The following is a 22,106-nucleotide window of genomic DNA, read 5'->3' on the forward strand; positions in this document are numbered from 1 at the left end:
CCCTAGAATGCCCCGATGCGCGATGACCTCTCCCTTTTGCTGAACTCACTCAACGATGCCCAACGCCAGGCCGTAGCCGCCTCCGTGGGTCGTCAGTTGGTCCTGGCCGGTGCTGGCTCCGGTAAAACCCGTGTGCTGGTGCACCGTATCGCCTGGTTGATCCAGGTCGAAAACGCCTCGCCTCACTCGATCCTGTCGGTGACCTTCACCAACAAGGCCGCTGCCGAGATGCGCCATCGCATCGAGCAGTTGATGGGCATCAACCCGGCCGGCATGTGGGTCGGCACCTTCCACGGCCTGGCACACCGCCTGTTGCGGGCGCACTGGCAGGAAGCCGGCCTGAGCCAGACGTTCCAGATCCTCGACAGCGACGACCAGCAGCGTCTGGTCAAGCGGGTGATCCGTGAGCTGGGCCTCGACGAACAGCGCTGGCCGGCCCGCCAGGCCCAGTGGTTTATCAACGGCCAGAAAGACGAAGGCCTGCGCCCACAACACATTCAAGCCAGCGGCGACCTGTTCCTGGGTACCATGCGCAGCATCTATGAGGCCTATGAGGCCGCGTGCCTGCGCGCCGGCGTCATCGACTTCTCCGAGTTGCTGCTGCGCGCCCTCGACCTGTGGCGCGACCACCCGGGCTTGCTGGCGCACTACCAGAAGCGCTTCCGCCATATCCTGGTGGACGAGTTCCAGGACACCAACGCCGTGCAGTACGCCTGGTTGCGCCTGCTGGCCAAGGGCGGTGACAGCCTGATGGTGGTGGGTGACGACGACCAGTCGATCTACGGCTGGCGTGGGGCGAAAATCGAGAACATCTATCAGTACTCCGACGACTTCCCGGATGCCGAGACCATTCGCCTGGAACAAAACTATCGCTCCACCGCCGGTATCCTCAAGGCGGCGAACGCCCTGATCGCCAACAATACCGGGCGCATGGGCAAAGAGCTGTGGACCGATGGCGGTGAAGGCGAAGCGATCAACCTCTACGCCGCCTTCAACGAACACGACGAAGCCCGCTACGTTGTCGAAACCATCGAAAGCGCGCTGAAAACCGGCCTGGCGCGCAGTGATATCGCAATTCTGTACCGCTCCAACGCCCAATCACGGGTTTTGGAAGAAGCCCTGCTGCGCGAGCGTATCCCGTACCGCATCTATGGCGGCCAGCGCTTCTTCGAACGTGCTGAAATCAAGAACGCCATGGCTTACCTGCGCTTGCTTGAAGGGCGCGGCAACGATGCGGCCCTGGAGCGGGTGATCAACGTTCCAGCCCGTGGCATTGGCGAGAGAACCGTCGAAGCGATCCGCGACCACGCCCGTCACAGCGATGTGTCGATGTGGGAAGCCATGCGCTTGCTGATCGCCAATAAAGGCCTGACCGGCCGCGCTGCCGGCGCCCTCGGCGCTTTCATCGAACTGATCGAGAACCTGGCGGCGAAAACCGCCGAGATGCCGCTGCACTTGATGACCCAGACAGTCATCGAGCAGTCGGGGCTGATTGCCTACCACGAAGCGGAAAAAGGCGAAAAAGGCCAGGCCCGGGTAGAAAACCTTGAGGAGCTGGTCAGCGCCGCGCGCAACTTCGAGAACAGCGAAGAAGACGAAGAGCTGACGCCACTGGCCGCGTTCCTCGGCCATGCCTCCCTGGAGGCCGGTGATACCCAGGCCGACGAGCACGAAGACAGTATCCAGCTGATGACCCTGCACAGCGCCAAGGGCCTGGAATTCCCCTACGTGTTCCTGGTGGGCATGGAAGAAGGTCTGTTCCCGCACAAGATGAGCCTGGAAGAGCCCGGCCGTCTTGAAGAGGAACGGCGCCTGGCGTACGTCGGCATTACCCGCGCCATGCAGAACCTGGTGATGACCTATGCTGAAACCCGGCGCTTGTACGGCAGCGAGACCTACAACAAGGTCTCGCGATTCGTACGCGAAGTGCCCAAGGGCCTGATCCAGGAAGTGCGGCTGTCCAATAGCATCAGCCGGCCGTTCGGCGGTGGCCAGAAGCAGAGCTCGAGCAGTATGTTCGCCGGTACGGAAATCCCGGAAACCGCATTCAGCCTCGGCCAGCAAGTGCAGCACGCGGTATTCGGCGAAGGGGTGATCCTCAACTTCGAAGGCGCCGGGGCCCAGGCCCGGGTTCAAGTGAACTTCAGCGAAGGCAGCAAGTGGCTGATGCTCGGCTACGCCAAGCTGGAAGCGATCTGACAAACTCCCTGATGGGGTAGCCGCCCGGCTGCCCATCAGGGATACAGGTGGATCAGTCATAGACAAGAACTATCGGTTCTGGCGTTGCGAGGTTCAGCAACGTTCCTTCTGAACTTGTCGACCCATCCCGCAGACAAAAGTACATAGCCCTACACAGGCCGGTTGAGCTGAACCCCGCCTGTCAGGCAAAAGCCCGAAACACTCTGCCGCTAGCCAGCAACACTTCACCTGTGCAACATGGCGCGCGTGCCATCCACAAATGGGAATTCCCTTTATGAAACGTTTTCTTAGCATCGCCATGGCGTTGTGCATCGGCCTGACGATGAGCCTGGACGCCAACGCCAAGCGCTTTGGTGGCGGCAAGAGCTCCGGCGCTGCGCCGACTCACCAGACCAGCCAAATGGCTCCTTCTTCTCCTGGCATGGGCGGCGCTGCGGCGACCGCGGGTGCTGCCGGTGCCGCTGGCGCTGCGGCCAAGGCCGGCGGTGCTTCGCGCTGGCTCGGCCCGTTGGCCGGTATCGCCGCGGGTGGCCTGTTGGCCTCCATGTTCATGGGCGATGGCTTCCAGGGCATGCAGATCTTCGACATCCTGATCATGGCGGTCATCGCCTTCGTGATCTTCCGCTTCATCGCCGCTCGTCGTCGCAAGCAGCAAGAGCATCTGGCCCCGGCCGGTCACGCGCCAATGCAGCGTGAAGTGTTCGAGAACAAGCCTGCCATGGGTTCGATCTTCGGTGGTTCGGCCGCTCCGGCCACCGCTCGTCCGGTGATCAACGCGCCGGCCTGGTTCAACGAAGAGCGCTTCATTGAAGCGGCGCGCAACCACTTCCAGTCCCTGCAACAGCACTGGGACGCCAATGAAATGGACAAGATCGCCGAGTTCGTGACCCCGCAACTGCTGGAGTTCCTCAAGCGCGAACGTGCCGACCTGGGCGACAGCTTCCAGTCGACCTACATCGACAACCTCACCGTGCAACTGGACGGCGTGGATGATCGCGCAGACAAGACCATCGCCACCCTGACCTTTAGCGGCGTGTCGAAAACCTCGCGTTTCGACCAGGGCGAAGTGTTCAGCGAAAGCTGGAACATGGAACGTCCGCAAGGCGACAACCAGCCTTGGCTGGTCGCCGGTATCCGCCAGAACGGCTAATACCTCGCGCGGTTCGCATGCAGTAATAAAAACCCCAGCCTCGGCTGGGGTTTTCTATTTCGCGGTTGCATCTATAGCAAGCTACTGTATAAACCGCCCCAACCAAACCGCGCCATTGAGCAAGAGGATCCCGGACGTGGAAGAAATCATCGAACAACTGCGAGAAGCCAACGAACCGGTACCGGTGCCCTTGGAGCTGCCTGACGAAGACCTGCTGGTGGAAATCGAAGAACAACTGTTCATCGACATCCCGTTTGTCTTCAGGGAATTCCTGCTGACCGTCAGCGACGTGGTCTACGGCAGCCTGGAGCCCGTGACTGTCACGGACCCACAATCCCACACCTACCTGCCGGACGTTGCCGCCAACGCCTGGGATGCGGGCGTGGACCGTAGCCTGATCCCTATCTGCCAGGACGGCGACGACTACTACTGCGTCGAAGAAGACGGCACCGTGGTGCTGTGGCAAGCCGAAGACGAACTGGTTGCCGAAGAAACCTGGGAATCGGTATGGCATTGGGCGCGGGACGTCTGGCTGGAAAGCTGATCCCGGACCCAGCAGCGCTTCAATGGCCGGACGACTCCTTGTGGTTGTCCAGGGTTTCCAGCAGGGCCACCTGCATCCGCGTGTGCACACGGATGAACCAGCGCCAGAGGAGCGCCGCCACCGCGGCGGTGACCACGGCAATCAGCAACAGCAACTTGTTGGTCGGTAAAATACTGGCCGACAAGGCTGCCAGCAGCAGAAAAATCACCAGCAGCGCAAGAATCGGGATCACCTCGGCGATCACCCGACGCACTCGCTGTGTGTGGCGGCCGGCCATCTCCGGTTTCACCCCCATTTCCGCCAGCAGCATCGAGAGCGCCTTGATCTTGCGATAGGCGGCAATCAGGAAAGGCAGCGACACCAGCAGTGCCCCACCCCAGATCAATGCCTTCTGCCAGCTCGGATCGCTGATCCAGCCCTGCAGATAGGCCGACATGCGTTCGGCGAAGAACCCGCCCGACAAGAAAATCGCCACCACCAGCGCCAGGTTCACCCCTACCTGCAACAGAATCCGCCGAATCATCGAGGCCAGCAGCGCGCCCTCACCCTGCGGCTGGATACTGCGCAACCATTCGCCATACATGCCCAGCACCCGGCCCAGGCGCGTCGGTATGACCGCAGCGAGCTTGATCGACAGTGGGTCAGCCGCGCGGATCAGGTAAGGCGTCAGCAGCGTGGTGATCACCGAGACGGCCACCGCCACTGGGTAAAGGAAGGTGCTGGTGACCTGCAAGGTCATGCCCAGGGCCGCAATGATGAATGAAAACTCGCCAATCTGTGACAGGCCCATGCCGACCCGCAGCGAGGTGCGGCCGTCGTTGCCGGCGATAAAGGCCCCAAGGCCGCAGGACAGCATCTTGCCCAGCACCACGGCAACGGTGATCACCGCAATCGGCCAGGCGTACTGCAACAGAATCAGCGGATCGAGCATCAAGCCAATGGCAACAAAGAAGATCGCGCTGAACAGGTCGCGAACGGGTTCGATCAGACGCTCGATCTTCAGCAATTGCCGGGATTCGGCCATGATCGCCCCGATCAGGAACGCCCCCAGCACCATGCTGTACTCCAGTTTGACCACCAGCAGGCAAAAGCCGAAACACAGGCCCAGCACGGTGATCAGCAGCATTTCATTGCTTTCGAATTTCGCCACATAGGCCAGCAGCCGCGGTACCAGCAGGATGCCGATGACCAGTGCGACGATCATGAACAGTGAGAGTTTGCCGACGGTGGAAAACACCTCGCCCGAACTGACGGTACCGCTCACCGCAATGCTCGACAGCAAGGCAATGATGCCGATCCCGAGAATATCCTCGACGATCAGCACCCCGAATATCAGTTGGGCAAACCGCTCGTGTTTCATCTTCAGGTCGTTGAGCGCCTTGACGATGATGGTGGTCGAGGAGATCGCCAGGATCGCCCCGAGAAACAGCGAGTCCATGGTGCTCCAGTCGAACCAGCGGCCGATTTCGTAGCCGATCCAGATCATCAGCACGATTTCCAGGAACGCCGCGATGAACGCCGTTGCACCGACCTTGAACAACTTGCGCAGGCTGAACTCGAGGCCGAGGCAGAACATCAGGAAAATCACCCCCAGCTCGGCCAGGGTCTTGATGGTCTGTTCATCATGAATCAGGCCGAACGGCGGGGTGTGTGGGCCGATGATGAAGCCGGCAACGATGTACCCCAGGACCACGGGCTGCTTGAAGCGATGGAACAGCACGGTCACCACCCCCGCCACCAGCATGATCACTGCCAAATCCTGAATGAAACTGATGGCATGCATGGCGAAGGCTCCTTGAGGGGGGGGGCAGTCGACGTGACGCGAGAAAAGGCCTGTCGAATGGGCTTTTGAAGGTTAACACCGCGACTTCCGGCAGAAACGCGGTGCAATATATGGAAACAGATGGATACAAGCGTGACGACCGCGAGCGGCGCGGCGTCCCGTTAAGGATGCTTTGAAAAACAGCTCAAGTGCCCACAGAGGCGCGCCCCTGAATCTCTGCCTAGAACCGTGAGTGTGCTATGGAACCCGGAAATGCCCAGCTGTCGATGACAGTACTGATGACCCCCGACATGGCCAACTTCTCTGGCAATGTCCACGGCGGTACCCTGCTCAAGTACCTCGACGAAGTGGCCTACGCGTGCGCCAGCCGCTATGCCGGCCGGTACGTGGTGACCCTGTCGGTGGACCAGGTGATTTTCCGCGAACCGATTCACGTCGGTGAACTGGTGACGTTCCTGGCATCGGTCAACTACACCGGCAACACCTCGATGGAGGTGGGCATCAAGGTCGTGACCGAAAACATTCGCGAGCGCTCGGTGCGCCATACCAACAGTTGCTTCTTCACCATGGTGGCGGTCGACGACCAGCGCAAGCCCGCGGCGGTGCCACCGCTGCAACCGCAGAACAGCGAAGACCGCCGCCGCTACATCCAGGGCAAACAGCGTCGCCAGATCCGCCAGGAACTGGAAAAGCGCTACCAGGAAATCAAGGCCGACGTCTGATCCATCGCGAGCAGACGGAGCGCCGCCTGCTCGCGATAGAGTTCAGCGAGAAATCAAAGGCTGATCGAAGTGGCCTCGAATTTCACCCGCGGATGGGCGATGCGGTCTTGGGCCCGGACCAGCTCCAGCTCGTAGCTGGCACAGGCCTGGGTTTCCAGCAACACTTCATGCACCGCTGCGGCGGCAAATTCGAACGCGGCCACCAGGCTGTCGCCCAGTAGCACCCGCGACAGGAACAGCCCCGCCGTCAGGTCGCCCACGCCCACCGGCTGGCGCGGGAATGCCAACAGCGGACGACGCAGGTGCCAGCTGCCTTCGGCGGTCACCAGCAGCATCTCGAAGCCGTCCGCCAGCTTGCCGGGATAATCCAGGTGCTTGACCAGTACCGCCTTCGGACCACGCGCCAATAAAGCGCGGGCCATGCCCAGGCAATCGAACAGCGACTGCGGCTTGCGCCCGGAGAAGCTGTCCAGCTCCAGTTGGTTCGGGCACATGAAGTCAGCCACGGCCGCCGCTTCGTTGAGCAGGAAGTCGCTGACTTCGGCGGGCACGATGCAACCTTTCTCGGCATGCCCCATGACCGGATCGCAGAGGTACAGCGCCTGTGGGTTGATCGCCTTGATCCGCGCCACGCCGCTGAGGATCGCCCGCCCCTGCGCCGCGCTACCCAGGTAACCCGACAGCACCGCGTCGCAGTTACCCAACTCGCCAATGGCGGCAATCCCCTCCACCAGCGCTGGAATCTGCTGCGGCGCCAACACCTCGCCAGCCCACTGGCCGTATTGCGTGTGGTTGGAGAACTGCACCGTGTTCAGCGGCCAGACGTTCACCCCGACCCGCTGCATCGGGAAAACCGCGGCGCTGTTGCCAGCATGACCGAAAACCACGTGGGACTGGATGGCGAGCAGATGAGGTGTACGTTTCATGCGGGATTTCCGTAAAACGATTGAAATTCGAGCCGCGCAGTATGCGACTAAACGCAGCCTGTACGACAGGCCAATGTCGCAGTTAAGCTGGTGCCAATTAGTTGGAGTGCGCTTGATGCTGACCCTGGGAAATATCTTCGTGCTGATGCTGCTGGCGACCGGTGCCGCATGGCTGTGGCACAACCATGGCTTGCGTGAACGAGCGCTGGAACGGGTCAAGCGGCATTGCGCCAAACTCGACATCGAACTGCTCGACGGCAACGTGGCCTTGAAGAAAATCGCGTTCGTCAAAGATGCCAACGGCCGACGCCGCCTGGCCCGGATCTATAATTTCGAGTTCACCGTCACCGGCGAAACCCGGCATGCCGGGACCATCACCCAGTTCGGCCCGCACAGCGCGCAAATCGAACTGGCACCCTACCCGATGCCCTACGAAGAAAAACCGCCGATGCCGAGCGCCGACGTGATCGAGCTGAGCCAGTGGCGCCAGGATCACAGCAAGCAGCGCCCCTGAGGTTTCACGCCAGCGTCACCCGGCACGCGGCCAGGGCCTGTTGCAGTTCATCCACCGCTTGCGGTGCCTCGAAGATCAATTCCAGGCGTGAATCCTGGCGCCATTCACTGGCCCGCCAATCCAGCGCCGCATTATCCAGGGCATTGGCGGATACCCAGCCTTCGGCGCTGTGGATCACCAGCTTCGCCCGACGCCACGCCAAACCCTGCAGCCACGCGCTAAGGCGCTGGCGATCGAACACCTGGCTCAAGTGCCAGCGCCAGCCGATGCTCCAGCCCCCGTCCTGCTCCTGACTCAAACAGATCGGCAAGGCCGGGTCCGTCCAGATCAATGGCGCAGGCGCCACGCCCCTGGCTGCGGTGAAGTTATCCACAAGCGCTTGGGCCTGGCTCTGCGCCCCTGGCAGCTCGCTCAAAGACAACTGACTTTGCTCGGTCCAGATCAGCGGGCACGCTGGTAACAACACGCTAATCCGTTGCCGCTGATCGTCAGTCAGATGCTCAGCCTTGTTCAGCAGCAACAGCCCGGCGCTGGGCAGCGCTTGTTGTTGTGCGGTGGGCAATGGCTTGCCGGCGGCCAGCGCCTGGGCGTCGAGCACCATCACGCTCGGCTGGACCGCCAGCACCCCTTGCCAGGGCGCCTCGCTCAGTTGCCGCAGCAACTGTGCCGGGTGGCCGAGGCCCGAAGGTTCGATAAACAGCCGGTCAGGACGTGAACGGCGCAGCAACCGCCCCAGGCCAATCTGGAAGGGTGCGCCATTCACGCAACACAGGCAGCCGCCAGCCACTTCCCCCAGCGCAATGCCATCGGCGCCGGTGGTCAACAGCGCGGCGTCGAGGCCAATCTGCCCGAACTCGTTGATCAGCACCGCCCAACGCTCGTGCGCCGGCCGCTGCGCCAGCAGGTGGCGAATCAGACTGGTCTTGCCCGCCCCCAAGGGACCGGCAATCACATGGGTGGGGATGTTTTGCAACAGGCTTGGCGATTTCACGGCGCAGAGCGGCATCACAGGAAGGTCAACGCAATATGCCTGAGCGCCGGCCAATTCACTATCGCCACCTCACTCACGCCAGCCAGTCCAGCGTCAGGATCAGGCGACGTTCACCCGCGGCCAGGGGCGGCGAACGGTGGATCAGGCCAGCGCCTTCGTTGCCCAACCACTTCTCCCCCTTGAGCAACGCGACTTCACCACCGAGCATCTGTTGGCACTGCCCGGGCTCGGCGTGCGGATTGCCCAACTGCTGACGATCGATCTTGCCCTCCTCCAGCCACTGGCTGCCGACCCCAGCGTAAGTAGTGATCAGCCGCACTGGCACATGGTCGACGTGAAAGCGCGGGCACATGGCTTTATCCAGGGTGCGCACCCGGACCCCGATCCGCCGCGCCCCGAGCAGGCAGGCAAAGGCACTGACCAGCCACGCCACATCGGCGATGAAACCCTCATAGCCCATCAGATCGCTGCAACAGGCCGCCAGGCTGCGCAGGTCGGGTTGCGCCTCGTCATCGGCCAACTCCACCACCAGCGATTCGGCCAGCGGCTGGTTCAGCGACAACAACAGCGTGGCGAAGTCCACGATGTGCAACGGTAACCGGCGCTGCCAAAGCGCCAGGTTGGTCCCGTCCTCGAGGATCTGGGTGAACACCTCAGGGGTTTGACCGATGGCCTGGCGGACCCGCGGCCGGGCCTGGAGCGCGGGCGCCAGGCTCATGCCGCCTCCTCGTCGAACCAGGGACCGAAGGGATCGACCAGCGAGCGCCAACCCTCGACGCCCATGGCCATTTCATCGGCGCTGAGCAGGCAGTCATCCAACTCTGCCGTGAGCTGGGCGAAGTCGATGTGCTGGCCGATGAACACCAGCTCCTGGCGACAATCGCCGGTGGCAGGCGTCCAATGCTGCATGATCGCCGCGGTGCTTTCCTGATCGTCCGGCCACTGCTCTTTCGGTACAAAACGCCACCAACGACCGGCAAAGCCATGGCGCATCAAGCCGCCGGCCTGGGACCAACTGCCGGCATCCTGGTGCTTGCTGGCCAGCCAGAAAAAACCCTTGGAGCGCAGCAGTTTGCCGTTCACCCAAGGCCGGTCGATGAAGCTGAAAAAACGCTGGGGATGAAAGGGTCGGCGAGCCCGGTAGGCCATGGAGGCGATGCCGTACTCGGTGGTTTCCGGCACGTGCTCGCCGCGCAACTCCTGGAGCCAGCCCGGCGCCTGGGCCGCCTTGGCAAAATCAAAGCGCCCGGTATTGAGGATCTGCCGCAACGGCACCTCGCCCATGACCATGGGAATGGTCTGCGCCTGGGCATTCAGGCGCTTGAGGATGGCGATCAACTCCTCGCGTTCGGCACTGCTGATCAGATCGATTTTGCTGATCAGCAGCACATCGGCGAACTCGATCTGCTCGATCAGCAGATCGGTGATCGAGCGCTCATCATCCTCACCCAGGGTCTGCCCGCGGGAGGCGAGGCTTTCGGCGGCCTGGTAATCGAGCAGGAAGTTCATCCCGTCGACCACTGTGACCATGGTGTCGAGCCGCGCGATGTCGGCCAGGCTTTGCCCCTGTTCGTCACGAAAGGTGAAGGTCTCCGCCACCGGCAACGGCTCGGAAATCCCCGTGGACTCGATCAGCAGGTAATCAAAACGGCCGTCCCGGGCCAGTTTGCTGACCTCCTCCAGCAAGTCCTCACGCAGGGTGCAGCAAATGCAGCCGTTGCTCATCTCCACCAGTTTTTCTTCGGCGCGATTCAGGCTGACATCGCGCTGCACCTCACTGCCGTCGATGTTGATTTCGCTCATGTCGTTGACGATCACTGCCACCCGCAGATGCTCGCGGTTGCGCAGGACGTAATTGAGCAGGGTGCTTTTACCGGCGCCGAGAAAGCCGGAGAGCACGGTAACGGGAAGGCGATTGGGCATCAGGTATTCCTCAGGGCAGCAGGCGTCACGGGAGATCACAGATCAGGCAAGCGTCAAATGTTATAGTATAACAATGCAAATAAGCCAATCCGTGCTTGTCGCCCGCGACGAAGGGCGCAATCCTTGGCCCTGCCACCTGCTCGAGAAACCCCATGCCCGACGCCCTGAAATGCACCTTGTTCGGCCTTTTACTGCTGTTCACGGCCGATGCCTGTGCGCAGTTACCGGGGCTGGCCACTTGCACCCGCAGCGCCACCCTGCTGGCCTGCGTTGATCCCGAAGGCAATGCCTACAGCGTCGCCACGGCGGGCAATACCACCTACATGCGCGGCTTTGAACAACGCGGCAAACGGTACTGGGCACAGACCACCAGCCGTTACGGCCAGCTCACGTTCTTCACTGGCCTGGCATCCGATGGCGAGGCCTGGGTCGGCTACAGCCGTCGGGTTGGCTGGACTACGCTCAACCGGTTTTCCAGTTCGGGCGGGGCCAGCGCCCGTTTTACCTGCAGCCGCCTGACGGGCTGCTGAGTGCGATGGGGGGAGTCCTGAAAAAGCTGTCGTCGCGCTGATTGTTATACTATAACATTCGCAATCATCTCCCACGACGGACCTGCTCATGAATGCGCTGACTCTGCCGGATATCGCCGCGCAGGCCGCACGCCAATCCTTGCCCCTGGACTGGGTGGGCATGTGCGGCATCGCCCTTCCTGTTCTATTCGACGACCAACGCCTGACTGCCAAAGCCGATGCCGGCGTCAGCCTGGATGACGCGCAAGCCCGTGGCATTCATATGTCGCGCCTGTACCTGGCGCTGGCCATGCTGGAGCAGGAAAACCTCACACCAGCGCTCCTGCGCCGCGTGCTGCAAGACTTTCTCGACAGCCATGAAGGACTGGCGACCTCGGCTTACCTGCGCATTCACAGCGACATCCTGCTGAAGCGCCCAGCCTTAGTCAGCCCATTGGCCGGCTGGAAAAGTTATCCGATCAGCCTCAATGCGCGTCTGCAAGGGACGGTGTTCCACGTGGAACTGCGGGTGGACGTCAGTTACTCCTCCACGTGTCCATGTTCAGCGGCGCTGTCCCGGCAACTGATACAGCAGCGATTCGTCGATGACTTTGCCAACACCTCCTTGCAGCACGCCGAGGTCCTGGCCTGGCTTGGCTCCACCAGGGGCATTGTCGCCACACCCCACAGTCAGCGCAGCACCGCCCAGCTGTGTTTGCGCCTGGACGAGACGCTGGACGATCTGCCGCTGATCGCCGCCATCAACCACGCCGAAGCCGCCCTGGGCACCGCCGTACAAACCGCTGTCAAGCGTGCGGATGAGCAGGCCTTCGCCCTGGCCAACGGGCAAAACCTGATGTTCTGCGAGGACGCCGCACGCCGCCTGCACCTGGCGCTGCAACGCTTCCCGGGCCTGCAGGCGTTTGACGTACGGGTGGTCCACGCCGAAAGCCTGCACGCCCATGATGCAGTAGCCGAAAGTCACTGGCGCCGGGAGCAACCATGATCCGTAAAAATCCTTCCGGCGACTTGCCGCGCATTGCCGAGTCCGCCTACGTCGATAAAACCGCGATCATCTGCGGCAAGGTGGTGATCGGCGAGAACGTGTTCGTCGGCCCCTATGCAGTGATTCGGGCCGACGAAGTCGATGACTCGGGCCAGATGCAACCGATCACCATCGGCGCCAATTCGAACATCCAGGACGGCGTGGTCATCCACTCCAAATCCGGTGCAGCGGTGACCATCGGCGAGTTCAGTTCCATCGCCCACCGCTCCATCGTCCACGGCCCCTGCACCGTCGGTAACCGTGTGTTCATCGGTTTCAACAGCGTGCTGTTCAACTGTGCGGTCGCCGACGGTTGTGTAGTGCGGCACAACTCGGTGGTCGATGGCCGCGACTTGCCCAGGGATTTCTACGTGCCCTCCACCACCCGTATCGGCGCCCACACCGACCTGTCCCAGTTCCCGCCGGTGAGCGTCAGCGCCTCGGAGTTTTCCGAAGATGTGGCACGCACCAACGTCGATCTGGTGCGTGGCTACAAAGCCCTGCAGAACGAGTTTTAAGCATGGCCAGTGTGCTGATTCGCAATGCGCGACTGGTCAACGAAGGACGAATATTCGACGCCGATCTGCTGGTGGACCATGGGCGCATCGTGAAAATTGCCAGCAGCATCGACGGTGAAAACGCAGCGGTGGAAATCGACGCCAGCGGCCAATGGCTGCTGCCGGGGATGATCGACGACCAGGTGCATTTCCGTGATCCGGGCGCGCCGGAAAAAGGCAGTGTCTACAGCGAGTCGCGGGCAGCCGTGGCCGGTGGCATCACCAGTTTCATGGACATGCCCAACACCCGCCCGGCGACCCTGACCCTGGCAGCGCTCGCCGATAAAAAACGCCGGGCGGCGATGCATTCAGTGGCCAACTACGGCTTTCACTTCGGCGTCAGCCACGACAACCTGGACACCGTCGCAGCGCTCAACCCCAGTGAAGTGGCGGGGGTCAAAGTGTTCATGGGCGCGTCCACCGGCAACCTGCTGGTGGATGACCCGCGCATTCTGGAACGCCTGTTTGCCGAGGTGCCGACCCTGCTCCTGGCCCATTGCGAACACAGCCCCAGCATCCGCCTCAACGAAAGCACATTCGCCGAACGTTATGGCGACAATGTGCCCGCCAGCGCTCATCCACTGATTCGTGATGCCCAGGCGTGCTTTCGCTCCTCCTCCCTGGCCGTCGACCTGGCCAAGCGTTTTGGCACCCGCTTGCATGTCCTGCACCTGACCACCGCTCGCGAACTGGCACTGTTCGAAGACCGGCCCCTGGCGCAGAAACACATCAGCGCCGAGGTCTGCCTGCATCACCTGTTGTTCGATGATCGTGACTACCCACGCCTGGGCAACCTGATCAAGTGCAACCCAGCCATCAAGACCCAGGCTGACCGCGATGCGTTGCGCCAGGCCTTGCTGAGTCACCGGCTGGATGTCATCGGCAGCGACCATGCACCGCATACCTGGGCGCAGAAACAGCAGCCTTACCCACAGGCGCCCGCCGGCTTGCCACTGGTGCAACACGCCCTCCCCGCACTGCTGGAATTGGTGGCCGAGGGCCTGGTTCCGCTGGCGACGCTGGTGGCAAAGACGAGTCACCGGGTGGCGGATCTGTTTGCCATTCCCGACCGCGGATATTTGCGCGAAGGCTATTGGGCCGACCTGGTGCTGATCCGTCCCGAGCCTGAGGGCAAGGCGGTCGACCAGCAGCCGATTCTCGCGCAATGCGGCTGGACGCCGTTTGCCGGACGGCAGTTTCGGCACAGTGTGAGTACCACCCTGGTCTCGGGACAACTCGCCTGGCACGCCGAAAGTATTAATGACGGCTGCCAGGGTTTGCCTTTACGGTTCATGCGTTGAATCCGGTTTGCCGTAAAACTGCCGGGGGTCACTGAGCATGCTGAAAATCACATTGCCCGACGGCACTGTTCGCGAGTACGACCAGGCGCTCTCGGTATCGGAGTTGGCTTCGAGCATTGGTCCGGGGCTGGCCAAAGCGGCGGTCGCCGGGCAGGTGAATGGCCTGCTGGTGGACTGCGCGTTCGTGATCCGCCAGGACGCCCGCGTCAGCCTTATTACCGCGCGCGAACCACAAGGCCTGGAGATTCTACGCCGCTCGTGCGCACTGCTGCTGGGCATGGCACTCAAGCAACTGCACGCCAAGGCTCAAGTGGTTGCCGCGGCGGCAGTGGGCGACGGTTTCTACTGCGGCTTCACGCTTGCGCGAGCCTTGGGCCCTGAAGATCTGCAACGGATCCAGACACGGATGATCGAGCTGGCCACCGCCAACCATTCACTGCATTACGTGCTGTCGTCCTACTGGTCGACGGACGGCGCAGCGCTGGCCGCAGGCCCTTATGTACCGACCACCCGGGTGATGAGCGCGTTTGCCCTGACCCACGCAAGTGGCAAAGAAGCGCAACGTATCTATGGCGTGTGCTGGACCGACCAGCAGGAACTGCAGGCGTGGCAAGCCACCCCGCAAGTGGTGGTGATCAACATCGATGAACGTCAGATCGACTACAGCCAAGCGCTGACCGACACCCTGCGCCGCGCCGGGGTTCACGCTCACTCAGACCTGCGCAACGAGCACGTCGTCAGCAAGATCCGCCAGCATCGATTGCTGGGGGTGGAGCATGTGCTGGTGATTGGGCAACGGGAGATGGAGGGTGATTTTGTCAGCCTGCGCACCGGTCAGGGAGACGACTTGGGCAGGATGAGTGTGCAGGCGGTGTGTGAGTATTTGAAGGCCCGTGACGGGCGGCATCGCGCCGCCCCACAGCAGAGCGCTTAAGCCCTCGGCTTGACGGTGCCGCAATCCTGCCCCAGCCACACGGCACGGGTGTCCATGCTGCCCTGTTGCTGGATGCCGGTGGCATTGAAGGTGCCATTGACCTTGGTATTGAACTCGCGATCGCTGAGGAACGTGGCCACTCCTGAACCCTGGGCTTTCGGGCAACTGAAGCGGAATTTCCACTGGTTGCCACTGCGCTCGGTGATCTCTTGCTTGCAGCCCGATTGCGCGTCTTGCAGGGGAATGTCGTCAGTTTGCACTTGCTCGGGTGTCAGGCAGACGCGAATCCCCTTGCCGCCCATGTTGATCCCCTGTTTCTCCAGGGCGGCCTTCTGTTGCGGGGTCATATGGTTACCCAACTGCCCCAGGATCAATTGCAAGTCCGGCAGATTCTGGTTGTCGACCTTCATGTTGCTGGAGGTCAATTCCCATAAACCCGGTTGCAGCATCTGTGCCTGAGCGGCCACAGGAAGTGCCAAGCCAACAGCCATGACCAAACCCAGCAGACGTACGTTCATCGAGTAACTCCTAGTCAGTAATGGCCGTTAGACGTCGCCAATCCACTTCGGTTGCATGGCGAATTAAATAGCGACATTCATCGCAGAACATGGTCTGTTACGCATTGAATTCTCCGGAGCAAGGTTGCCCCATGGATTTTTTTGGCCCCCATCTTTTTGCCTACCTGATCACCCTCATTCACTCCCTGGGCACGATGGCCGCGATCCACGCGGTGCTGACCGTCAGGACCGCCCAAGGCTCGATTGCCTGGGCGCTGTCGTTGATCTTCATTCCCTACCTGACCCTCATTCCCTACCTGGTGTTCGGACGCAGCACCTTCGATGCCTACATCAAGGCTCGCCGCCAGGCCAACGAAGAAATGCGCAAGGCCATCGCCGACCTCAACTGGCGCCCCTGGGTCGAGGAAGCGCTGAGCGCCCGTGCCTCCAATGCCTACGATTCGCTGCGCGCCATGCCAAAGCTGGGGCGCATGCCATGCCTGGCGAACAACCAACTGCGCCTGTTGATCAATGGCCAAGCCACCTTCGACGCCATCTTCGAGGCCATCGAGCAGGCCCGTGAAGCCGTACTGATCCAGTTTTTTATTGTGCATGACGACCAACTCGGCCGGCGCCTGCAAAGCCTGCTGATCAAAAAAGCCGCGCAAGGGGTCGCGGTCTACCTGCTCTATGACCGCATCGGCAGCCACTCCCTGCCCCATCGCTATGTGCAGACGCTGCGCGACGCGGGCGTGCAGGTCAAGGCGTTTGCCACCCGCAGTGGCTGGCTCAATCGATTCCAGGTCAACTTTCGCAACCATCGCAAGATCGTAGTGGTCGACGGCAGGCTGGGCTACGTGGGCGGGCACAACGTCGGCGACGAATACCTGGGCGCCAAGGCCCCGCTATCGCCGTGGCGCGACACCCACGTGGCGGTCAGCGGTCCGGTGGTGGCCTGCATGCAGGAGTCATTCGCCGAAGACTGGTTCTGGGCGGCCCGGGAACTGCCGCCCTTGATCCTGCCCCAGAGCTATCCCGACGACGGCGTGCTGTGCCAATTGTTGGCCAGCGGCCCGGCAGACCCTTACGAGACCTGCTCGTTGTTTTTCGTCGAGGCCATTCATGCCGCCACGCAGCGCGTGTGGATCACCAGCCCCTACTTCATTCCCGATGAAGCGGTGTTTGCCGCACTGCGCCTGGCGGTCCTGCGCGGCGTCGATGTGCGGCTGCTGCTGCCCTCCCGGCCGGATCACCGCATCGTCTACGCCGCCTCCAGCCTGTATGCCTTTGAAGCCGTACGCGCCGGGGTCCGGGTGTTCCGCTATCAACCGGGTTTCCTGCACCAGAAGGTGGTGCTGATCGACAGCGAAATCAGCGCCATCGGCAGCGCCAACCTGGACAACCGCTCGTTCCGGCTGAATTTCGAAGTGATGTTGTTGACCGTCGACAGCGCCTTTGCCGGCGACGTGGAACAGATGCTCAATGCCGACTTCGCCCTGTCCCACGAGATCAACGAGGATGAAGGCCGGGAGACCCACCGCCTCAGGCAGCTCGGCATGCGGGTCGCCCGCCTGATTTCACCGATTCTCTAGGGCGTGTAGATATCATCCCGGGTCCAGGGTAGCTCGTGGCTGCCATCGGCATGAGCCTTGACCGCGAGTATCTGGTGCAGGTTGATCCAGCCCCGCGCGAACGCGTAGGCGCAGCCTGCCAGATACAGCCGCCAGATCCGCAGCGCTTGCTCCGGCACCTCTTTGGCTGCAGCTTCAAGGTTATCTTCCAGGCGCTCGCTCCAGTGATCGAGCGTGCGCGCGTAGTGCAGGCGCAGGCTTTCGACGTCGACAACTTCCAGGCCTGCCTCGCTGATCTCGGCCGAGATCATCGACAGATGGGGTAGCTCGCCATTGGGAAACACATAACGCTCGATGAACTCACCAGCGCCCCGCCCCACCGGCCGACCATCGATATGCTTGGCGGTAATCCCGTGGTTCATCACCAGGCCGCCTTCGCGGACCGCACCGAACAAGGTCTGGCAGTACTGCGCCAGGTTGGCGTGGCCGACGTGTTCGAACATGCCGACGCTCACCACCTTGTCGAATCGGCCATCCTGCGGCAGATCGCGATAGTCGAGCAGTTGCAACTCCACCAGGTCCTCCAGCCCTTCGTCGACGACCCGCTGCCGGGCCAGGGCCAGTTGCTCTTTGCTCAGGGTAATGCCGAACACCCTGACCCCGAACTCCCGCGCCGCATAACGCGCCAGCCCGCCCCAACCGCAGCCGACATCCAGCAGGTATTCGCCCGGTTGCAGCCGCAGCTTGCGGCACAGGTGACGGAATTTGGCTTGCTGGGCCTGTTCCAGGGATTCGCTGCCGGTTTCGAAATACGCACAGGAATAAGCCATGTCGCTGTCCAGCCACAGCTGGTAAAAGGCATTCGACAGGTCGTAGTGGTAGGAAATCGCCGCCGCGTCAGTGGCTTTGTCATGCACGCTGCGCACCGGCTGGTCGTCATCGTCTTCAGTGAGCAGGGCCTGGCTCCACTCATCACAGACCCGGATCACATCGCTGATCGACCCTTCGAGTTCGAGCTTGCCCTCGACGAATGCCGCCCCCAACAGGTCCAGGCTGGGGTGGGTGAATTGCGCGACCATTTGCGGGTCCTTGACCACAATCGTGACACTGGGCGAAGGACCCAGGTTAAATTCGTGGCCGTCCCAGAGTCGCAAGCGAAGCGGCAGTTGTAGATTCTGTAAGGCCGGTGGAAGGTGCGCAAGCATGAAAATTCCCCTTGTTTCAGACGTCTGAAAAGAGGGTAGACCATCGTAAAAAATTAGCTGGCTATCGACTTAACCAACTGCACAGGCACGCCCTCACTGCGGTTGACTGTCATTTTTGATTTCAGTTCGATAAAGCCGATGGCTCACAACTCGTCCAGCCCACATGTTCCACGTGGAACCCCGCGTCTGGCTGTGAGCCGAACGCGGGGTACGCGGAAACTGATACCAACGCGGGTTCAGGAAGCCTGGCGCCGGCGCCGTAGCAACAACAGGCCGACAACCGCCACCAGGAGCAGCCCGCCGACCTGCAGCACGCGCTTGTACGGCCGCAGGTCCGAACGCACGTTGTCCAGCGCCTGGGTCACGTAACGCTGGTTGGCGGCGGCGAAATCCGGCTCCTGACACTGCTGCCCAAAGTTCTCTGCCCACAGCACATAAGGCCCCTGCTCGACGTAACGCCGGTACAACGCGCGCTGGTCCTCCAGCCCCGTGCCCCAACCCGAGGCCTTGCACAGCACCGCGGCGAAAGCCTGGCTGGTATGGGGCAGCAGGTCGGCGGCCTGGCTCGCCAGCCCGGTGGCGACGTAGCGATAGTGGAAGCGCTCGTCTGGCTGGGCGACGCTGGCTTGCTGACGCTGGACCTCGCCGAGGGCGATCAGGGGGGCGGCCTTGATCTCGGGGATGTCGAGGCTGAAGTTACCCTCGAAGGTGGCGAAGTCCGGGGCCATCTCGTAGCCGATCAGCTCCATGCCGTGTTCCCGGGCCAACCGGCCCGCGTCATAGAAGGCGACGGCGCGTTTGGTCGGCCACCAGCTCGACTGTGCGGTTTCGCGCAAGCCCGCGTATTCCTTGGCCAACGCTTGCAGCCCGGGGTTATCGAAGTACGCCGCGGCCTCGGCATAGCGCTCTTCGCGCAGCAAACGCCGACCCAGCAGGTCGCGCAAGCGCGCGGCCACCGACAAGGGCTCGTAGTTGTCGCGCTGCTCCTGGGTCAATGGCGTGGGGGCCGGCACCTGCTGGTCGACGAACTGCTTGAGTTCGTCCACCGTCAGCACCCGCTCCGCGACCAGCGCGGCATCCTGCCAATACAGGTCCTGGCTGCGGTACAGCTGCTCGAATGCCTGCAGGTAGTCGCCGCGCTCCAATGCCAGCAAGGCACTTTCACCCTCGACCCGGCAGCCGGGCTTGAGCGCTTCATAGTCACCGCTGGCAGTGTTGCGCAGGCCCCAGTCTTCATCCTGTGGAAAGGCTTTGGCCGCCTTGGCATAGGCACTGGCCGCCAGGGCTTTGTCGCCGTCGCGCAGCGCCATCTTTGCCCGCAGCCACCAGGCCAGGCCGCCGTCGCCGGCGTGCTCCAGCAGGGTTTTGCTGGTGGCGTAGTCACCGATCTGGTAATTCAACGCCGCCAAGCGGTCAGCATTGTCCAGGCTGCCGGTGGTGCTCTGCACCAGGGCCTTGATGATTTTCTGTTCTGCCGGCGGTTGCTCACCGAAGGACCAGCCCACATGGCTGATCAGTGCCGCAGTGACCAATTGCTGGACCGCCTTGCCTTCGAGCAAGGGGATGAGCTGCGCCTCAGGCATGGCATTGAGCTCATCGATCAATTGCTTGAGGGAGCTGTAGCCGACCGGCGAACCTTGCCGGCTCTGGGTCGCGTACAACTCGACGGCGCTGTTCCAGTCACCCGCCTGGCGCACCAGTCGCGCTTCTTCGCCGAGGCTGGCGATACCCAGCTCCAGCGGGTCGCTGAAGCCGTCGACACTCAGTTGACGGGCCTGGATAAAGGCCTGCCGGGCCTGCTGCAAGGCGTCCTGGCTGACGGGTTCATTCTGCTCGCTGGCCTGCTGACTGATGGCCATCAATGCCCGGCCGAGCGAGTACGCGGCCCAGGTGCTGCGCAGGGCACGCTGATCGGCCGGGAGCGCCAGTACCTGGCGGAAGTAGTCGGCTGCCGTGGTCGCATCCCCCGCGTTGAACGCCACCGCGCCCGCGGTATAGAGACTGAGCTCCGGAGCCAGGCCGGCACTTTCGGCCATCACCTGGTGCGCGTCCGGCAGGGTTCGCAGCCGGGTTACCTGCGCGCGCTGCGCGTCGGTCAGCCCCAGCTGTTCCGCATGGATCCGGGCTTGTACGTAGGGGTCCAGATCACTGTCGTAATCGCGGCTCATGCCGGTTGCCGCCGCCGGTTTCAGGCCGGCGATGACTTTGCCCAGGCGATTGACCTCGAACTGGAAGCTGCCTTCCGGCAACTCACCCAGGGTCATCGCCCGATCGCCCAGCAGGCGCAGCGGAAAGTCCGGCCCACAGGCGGTGGCAGTGCCCAGCGGCAAAAACAGACTCAACGCGAGCAAATGCCGCGGCCAGTTACGGGAATACATGTGAACCTCCTTGATCAATGTGTGTGCAGCGTGCCCAACCCAGGGTGCGTTCGGCACCGGCGGGCAAACGGCCGTCCCTGAGGCGGCTGAAGCTCAGTTGGCCAGGCGTCTGCTGTACGGTATAGCCATTGAGCCCATCCGCAGCGACGCATTGGCTGACGGTCAGCGTTACCCGTTGCGGCAAGGTGCCGTCGAGGTTGCCGTCATTGCTGACCACGATGTCGTACAGACCTTGCTGGCCGGAAAGGTTCAACACCAAGCGGCTGTGCAGTGGCTCACCGCGCGCCACGGCGCCCAGGGTTGTCAGGCTCCAGGCGCGACGGTCGCCCTTGAGCGGCAGGCGAAACCAGATCAATCCGGCTAAATGTGGCGGTAGCTCGGCACGTAACTGGCTGGCCAACGTCGCCAGTTGTTGGGGGTCGGCCATCAGCTCGCGACGCTGGCCCACCCGTTCGATCGGCACTTCGCTTTCCACCAGGGGCGCCCCGCCCTCTCCCGGCAGCAAGGCAATGCCATAGGCCGGCAATGCCAGGTAAAACGGCTGCCGGGTGATCCGGCTCCAGCGCTCGGCCCATTGCTTGGCTTGTACCGGGTCGAACAGGCCAAGCTCCGGACGGCTCACCGCGTGCACCTGCAGGACGCTGCTGTCGACCGCCGCCAGCAAGGTCGCCAGCTCAGGACTGTCGAGCCAGGCGGGCAAGGCGGTGATACTCAGCTTCAAGGAGGCGGGCAAGGCCTGGCGCAAACCCAGCAGGAACTCGCGATAAGCCGGCAAACGAGCGGTCCCGGCATCGTGGTCGATCTCCACACCCGCCAGCGTCAGGCCCAGGGCCTGCCAATCGGCAACCAGTTGCAGGATGTGCGCCGTGGTATCGACCGGGTCCAGGTGCTTGAGTTGGCCATCCAGGCGCACCACCGCAATCAGCGGCCGGCCATCGTTCTTCAGCAGCGGCCCATCGATCTGCGCTCGGCGCCAGCCACCTTGTGGATACGTCTGCAGGGCCAGGACCCGCAGGGTGGAAAAATCGGCACGCGATTGCGCCAGCGCCTCGGCATGGGCGGGGGTCCATTGGCGCTGCCAGATGTAGAGCTGTTGATCGAGGGGTGGTGCGGCCGACTGCTGGCAACCGCCCAGAAGCGCGAGGCTGAACAACAGCGCACGACGCAGAAGATAAATCGCTGACATTAAGGGCCTTTGGCTGAAAGACTGACCTGGCCCGCTGGGTATGGGGGTGTAGGAGCGAGCTTGCTCGCGAAAAACTCGGGAGCGACACGTTGCTTCAGACAACACGCGTCATCGTTAATGTCCATCGCGAGCAAGCTCGCTCCTACAGACCAACATCCACACACAGCCGGG

Annotated in this window: 20 protein-coding genes; 11 read left to right on the forward strand and 9 right to left on the reverse strand. The window is 62.4% G+C overall.

Annotation, left to right across the window (positions count from 1 at the left end; translation table 11 throughout):
* Positions 1–15 precede the first annotated feature (15 nt).
* The 3 genes from uvrD to AACY45_RS10465 all read left to right on the forward strand — a co-directional run bounded on the left by uvrD (position 16) and on the right by AACY45_RS10465 (position 3,893).
* Positions 16–2,199 carry a DNA helicase II gene (uvrD, locus tag AACY45_RS10455; protein ID WP_339545376.1) on the forward strand — a complete coding sequence of 728 codons (2,184 nt, stop codon included), beginning with the start codon at positions 16–18 and terminating at the stop codon, positions 2,197–2,199.
* Between the two features lie 274 nt (positions 2,200–2,473).
* Positions 2,474–3,349, forward strand: coding sequence for a Tim44 domain-containing protein (locus AACY45_RS10460; protein WP_339545377.1), 876 nt, complete (start codon positions 2,474–2,476; stop codon positions 3,347–3,349).
* Positions 3,350–3,485: 136 nt separating this feature from the next.
* The gene (locus AACY45_RS10465; protein ID WP_339545378.1) at positions 3,486–3,893 is read left to right on the forward strand and encodes an SMI1/KNR4 family protein; all 408 of its coding nucleotides are present in this window, start codon (positions 3,486–3,488) and stop codon (positions 3,891–3,893) included.
* A gap of 19 nt (positions 3,894–3,912) precedes the next feature.
* Here the strand turns inward: AACY45_RS10465 and AACY45_RS10470 are convergent, their stop codons facing one another.
* The gene (locus AACY45_RS10470) at positions 3,913–5,676 is read right to left on the reverse strand and encodes a cation:proton antiporter (protein ID WP_339545379.1); all 1,764 of its coding nucleotides are present in this window, start codon (positions 5,674–5,676) and stop codon (positions 3,913–3,915) included.
* A 239-nt stretch (positions 5,677–5,915) separates the two neighbouring features.
* Here AACY45_RS10470 and AACY45_RS10475 point away from each other — a divergent pair, with 239 nt between their 5' ends.
* Positions 5,916–6,398, forward strand: a complete 483-nt coding sequence (locus AACY45_RS10475) for an acyl-CoA thioesterase (protein WP_166588811.1) — start codon at positions 5,916–5,918, stop codon at positions 6,396–6,398.
* 53 nt (positions 6,399–6,451) lie between these two features.
* Here AACY45_RS10475 and pdxY read toward each other — a convergent pair whose 3' ends face one another.
* The gene (pdxY, locus tag AACY45_RS10480) at positions 6,452–7,324 is read right to left on the reverse strand and encodes a pyridoxal kinase PdxY (RefSeq protein WP_339545381.1); all 873 of its coding nucleotides are present in this window, start codon (positions 7,322–7,324) and stop codon (positions 6,452–6,454) included.
* 115 nt (positions 7,325–7,439) lie between these two features.
* Between pdxY and AACY45_RS10485 the strand changes: the two genes are divergently transcribed.
* Complete coding sequence (locus tag AACY45_RS10485) at positions 7,440–7,838, forward strand: DUF3301 domain-containing protein (RefSeq protein ID WP_339545382.1); 399 nt, start codon at positions 7,440–7,442, stop codon at positions 7,836–7,838.
* A gap of 4 nt (positions 7,839–7,842) precedes the next feature.
* On the opposite strand, the gene AACY45_RS10490 is transcribed toward AACY45_RS10485, so the two are convergent.
* From AACY45_RS10490 to zigA, 3 genes are all read right to left on the reverse strand, one after another.
* Positions 7,843–8,814 (reverse strand): CobW family GTP-binding protein, encoded by a 972-nt coding sequence (locus tag AACY45_RS10490; protein ID WP_339545423.1) that lies wholly within the window; start codon positions 8,812–8,814, stop codon positions 7,843–7,845.
* A gap of 88 nt (positions 8,815–8,902) precedes the next feature.
* Positions 8,903–9,547, reverse strand: coding sequence for a DUF1826 domain-containing protein (locus tag AACY45_RS10495; protein ID WP_339545383.1), 645 nt, complete (start codon positions 9,545–9,547; stop codon positions 8,903–8,905).
* Positions 9,544–10,752: a zinc metallochaperone GTPase ZigA gene (gene zigA, locus AACY45_RS10500; RefSeq protein ID WP_339545384.1), complete on the reverse strand. Its 1,209-nt coding sequence runs from the start codon at positions 10,750–10,752 to the stop codon at positions 9,544–9,546. The genes AACY45_RS10495 and zigA overlap by 4 nt, the downstream gene beginning before the upstream one ends.
* Positions 10,753–10,904: 152 nt before the next feature.
* Between zigA and AACY45_RS10505 the strand changes: the two genes are divergently transcribed.
* From AACY45_RS10505 to AACY45_RS10525, 5 genes are all read left to right on the forward strand, one after another.
* Positions 10,905–11,282 carry a glutamine synthetase gene (locus AACY45_RS10505; protein WP_339545385.1) on the forward strand — a complete coding sequence of 126 codons (378 nt, stop codon included), beginning with the start codon at positions 10,905–10,907 and terminating at the stop codon, positions 11,280–11,282.
* Between the two features lie 88 nt (positions 11,283–11,370).
* Positions 11,371–12,267 (forward strand): GTP cyclohydrolase FolE2, encoded by an 897-nt coding sequence (gene folE2, locus AACY45_RS10510; RefSeq protein WP_339545386.1) that lies wholly within the window; start codon positions 11,371–11,373, stop codon positions 12,265–12,267.
* Positions 12,264–12,824, forward strand: a complete 561-nt coding sequence (locus tag AACY45_RS10515) for a gamma carbonic anhydrase family protein (RefSeq protein WP_339545387.1) — start codon at positions 12,264–12,266, stop codon at positions 12,822–12,824. Before folE2 ends, AACY45_RS10515 begins: the two co-directional genes overlap by 4 nt.
* 2 nt (positions 12,825–12,826) lie before the next feature.
* Positions 12,827–14,164, forward strand: coding sequence for a dihydroorotase (locus tag AACY45_RS10520; protein WP_339545388.1), 1,338 nt, complete (start codon positions 12,827–12,829; stop codon positions 14,162–14,164).
* A 37-nt stretch (positions 14,165–14,201) separates the two neighbouring features.
* A complete protein-coding gene (locus AACY45_RS10525; protein ID WP_339545389.1) occupies positions 14,202–15,098 on the forward strand; it encodes a His/Gly/Thr/Pro-type tRNA ligase C-terminal domain-containing protein in 897 nt (298 codons plus the stop codon).
* Here AACY45_RS10525 and AACY45_RS10530 read toward each other — a convergent pair.
* A complete protein-coding gene (locus AACY45_RS10530) occupies positions 15,095–15,616 on the reverse strand; it encodes a DUF3617 domain-containing protein (RefSeq protein ID WP_339545390.1) in 522 nt (173 codons plus the stop codon). The two genes, AACY45_RS10525 and AACY45_RS10530, sit on opposite strands and share 4 nt — an antisense overlap.
* Positions 15,617–15,747: 131 nt before the next feature.
* Here AACY45_RS10530 and cls point away from each other — a divergent pair, with 131 nt between their 5' ends.
* A complete protein-coding gene (gene cls, locus AACY45_RS10535) occupies positions 15,748–17,187 on the forward strand; it encodes a cardiolipin synthase (protein WP_339545391.1) in 1,440 nt (479 codons plus the stop codon).
* On the opposite strand, the gene cfaB is transcribed toward cls, so the two are convergent.
* From cfaB to AACY45_RS10550, 3 genes are all read right to left on the reverse strand, one after another.
* Entirely contained in the window at positions 17,184–18,371 is a 1,188-nt protein-coding gene (gene cfaB / locus AACY45_RS10540; RefSeq protein WP_339545392.1) for a C17 cyclopropane fatty acid synthase CfaB, read from the reverse strand. The two genes, cls and cfaB, sit on opposite strands and share 4 nt — an antisense overlap.
* A gap of 236 nt (positions 18,372–18,607) precedes the next feature.
* Entirely contained in the window at positions 18,608–20,749 is a 2,142-nt protein-coding gene (locus AACY45_RS10545; protein WP_339545393.1) for a hypothetical protein, read from the reverse strand.
* Positions 20,736–21,935, reverse strand: coding sequence for a DUF3142 domain-containing protein (locus tag AACY45_RS10550; RefSeq protein ID WP_339545394.1), 1,200 nt, complete (start codon positions 21,933–21,935; stop codon positions 20,736–20,738). The genes AACY45_RS10545 and AACY45_RS10550 overlap by 14 nt, the downstream gene beginning before the upstream one ends.
* Positions 21,936–22,106 lie beyond the last annotated feature (171 nt).

Origin of the sequence: Pseudomonas sp. RA_35y_Pfl2_P32, from assembly GCF_963970735.1 — a bacterium.
Classification (GTDB): Bacteria; Pseudomonadota; Gammaproteobacteria; order Pseudomonadales; family Pseudomonadaceae; genus Aquipseudomonas.

What these genes read in the sequence shown, in the direction of transcription:
- uvrD (WP_339545376.1), top strand. Translation starts at nt 16, where the DNA reads ATGCGCGATGACCTCTCCCTTTTGCTGAACTCACTCAACGATGCCCAA.
- AACY45_RS10460 (WP_339545377.1), top strand. Translation starts at nt 2,474, where the DNA reads ATGAAACGTTTTCTTAGCATCGCCATGGCGTTGTGCATCGGCCTGACG.
- AACY45_RS10470 (WP_339545379.1), bottom strand. Translation starts at nt 5,676, where the DNA reads ATGCATGCCATCAGTTTCATTCAGGATTTGGCAGTGATCATGCTGGTG.
- AACY45_RS10475 (WP_166588811.1), top strand. Translation starts at nt 5,916, where the DNA reads ATGGAACCCGGAAATGCCCAGCTGTCGATGACAGTACTGATGACCCCC.
- pdxY (WP_339545381.1), bottom strand. Translation starts at nt 7,324, where the DNA reads ATGAAACGTACACCTCATCTGCTCGCCATCCAGTCCCACGTGGTTTTC.
- AACY45_RS10485 (WP_339545382.1), top strand. Translation starts at nt 7,440, where the DNA reads ATGCTGACCCTGGGAAATATCTTCGTGCTGATGCTGCTGGCGACCGGT.
- AACY45_RS10495 (WP_339545383.1), bottom strand. Translation starts at nt 9,547, where the DNA reads ATGAGCCTGGCGCCCGCGCTCCAGGCCCGGCCGCGGGTCCGCCAGGCC.
- zigA (WP_339545384.1), bottom strand. Translation starts at nt 10,752, where the DNA reads ATGCCCAATCGCCTTCCCGTTACCGTGCTCTCCGGCTTTCTCGGCGCC.
- AACY45_RS10505 (WP_339545385.1), top strand. Translation starts at nt 10,905, where the DNA reads ATGCCCGACGCCCTGAAATGCACCTTGTTCGGCCTTTTACTGCTGTTC.
- folE2 (WP_339545386.1), top strand. Translation starts at nt 11,371, where the DNA reads ATGAATGCGCTGACTCTGCCGGATATCGCCGCGCAGGCCGCACGCCAA.
- AACY45_RS10515 (WP_339545387.1), top strand. Translation starts at nt 12,264, where the DNA reads ATGATCCGTAAAAATCCTTCCGGCGACTTGCCGCGCATTGCCGAGTCC.
- AACY45_RS10520 (WP_339545388.1), top strand. Translation starts at nt 12,827, where the DNA reads ATGGCCAGTGTGCTGATTCGCAATGCGCGACTGGTCAACGAAGGACGA.
- AACY45_RS10525 (WP_339545389.1), top strand. Translation starts at nt 14,202, where the DNA reads ATGCTGAAAATCACATTGCCCGACGGCACTGTTCGCGAGTACGACCAG.
- AACY45_RS10530 (WP_339545390.1), bottom strand. Translation starts at nt 15,616, where the DNA reads ATGAACGTACGTCTGCTGGGTTTGGTCATGGCTGTTGGCTTGGCACTT.
- cls (WP_339545391.1), top strand. Translation starts at nt 15,748, where the DNA reads ATGGATTTTTTTGGCCCCCATCTTTTTGCCTACCTGATCACCCTCATT.
- cfaB (WP_339545392.1), bottom strand. Translation starts at nt 18,371, where the DNA reads ATGCTTGCGCACCTTCCACCGGCCTTACAGAATCTACAACTGCCGCTT.
- AACY45_RS10545 (WP_339545393.1), bottom strand. Translation starts at nt 20,749, where the DNA reads ATGTATTCCCGTAACTGGCCGCGGCATTTGCTCGCGTTGAGTCTGTTT.
- AACY45_RS10550 (WP_339545394.1), bottom strand. Translation starts at nt 21,935, where the DNA reads ATGTCAGCGATTTATCTTCTGCGTCGTGCGCTGTTGTTCAGCCTCGCG.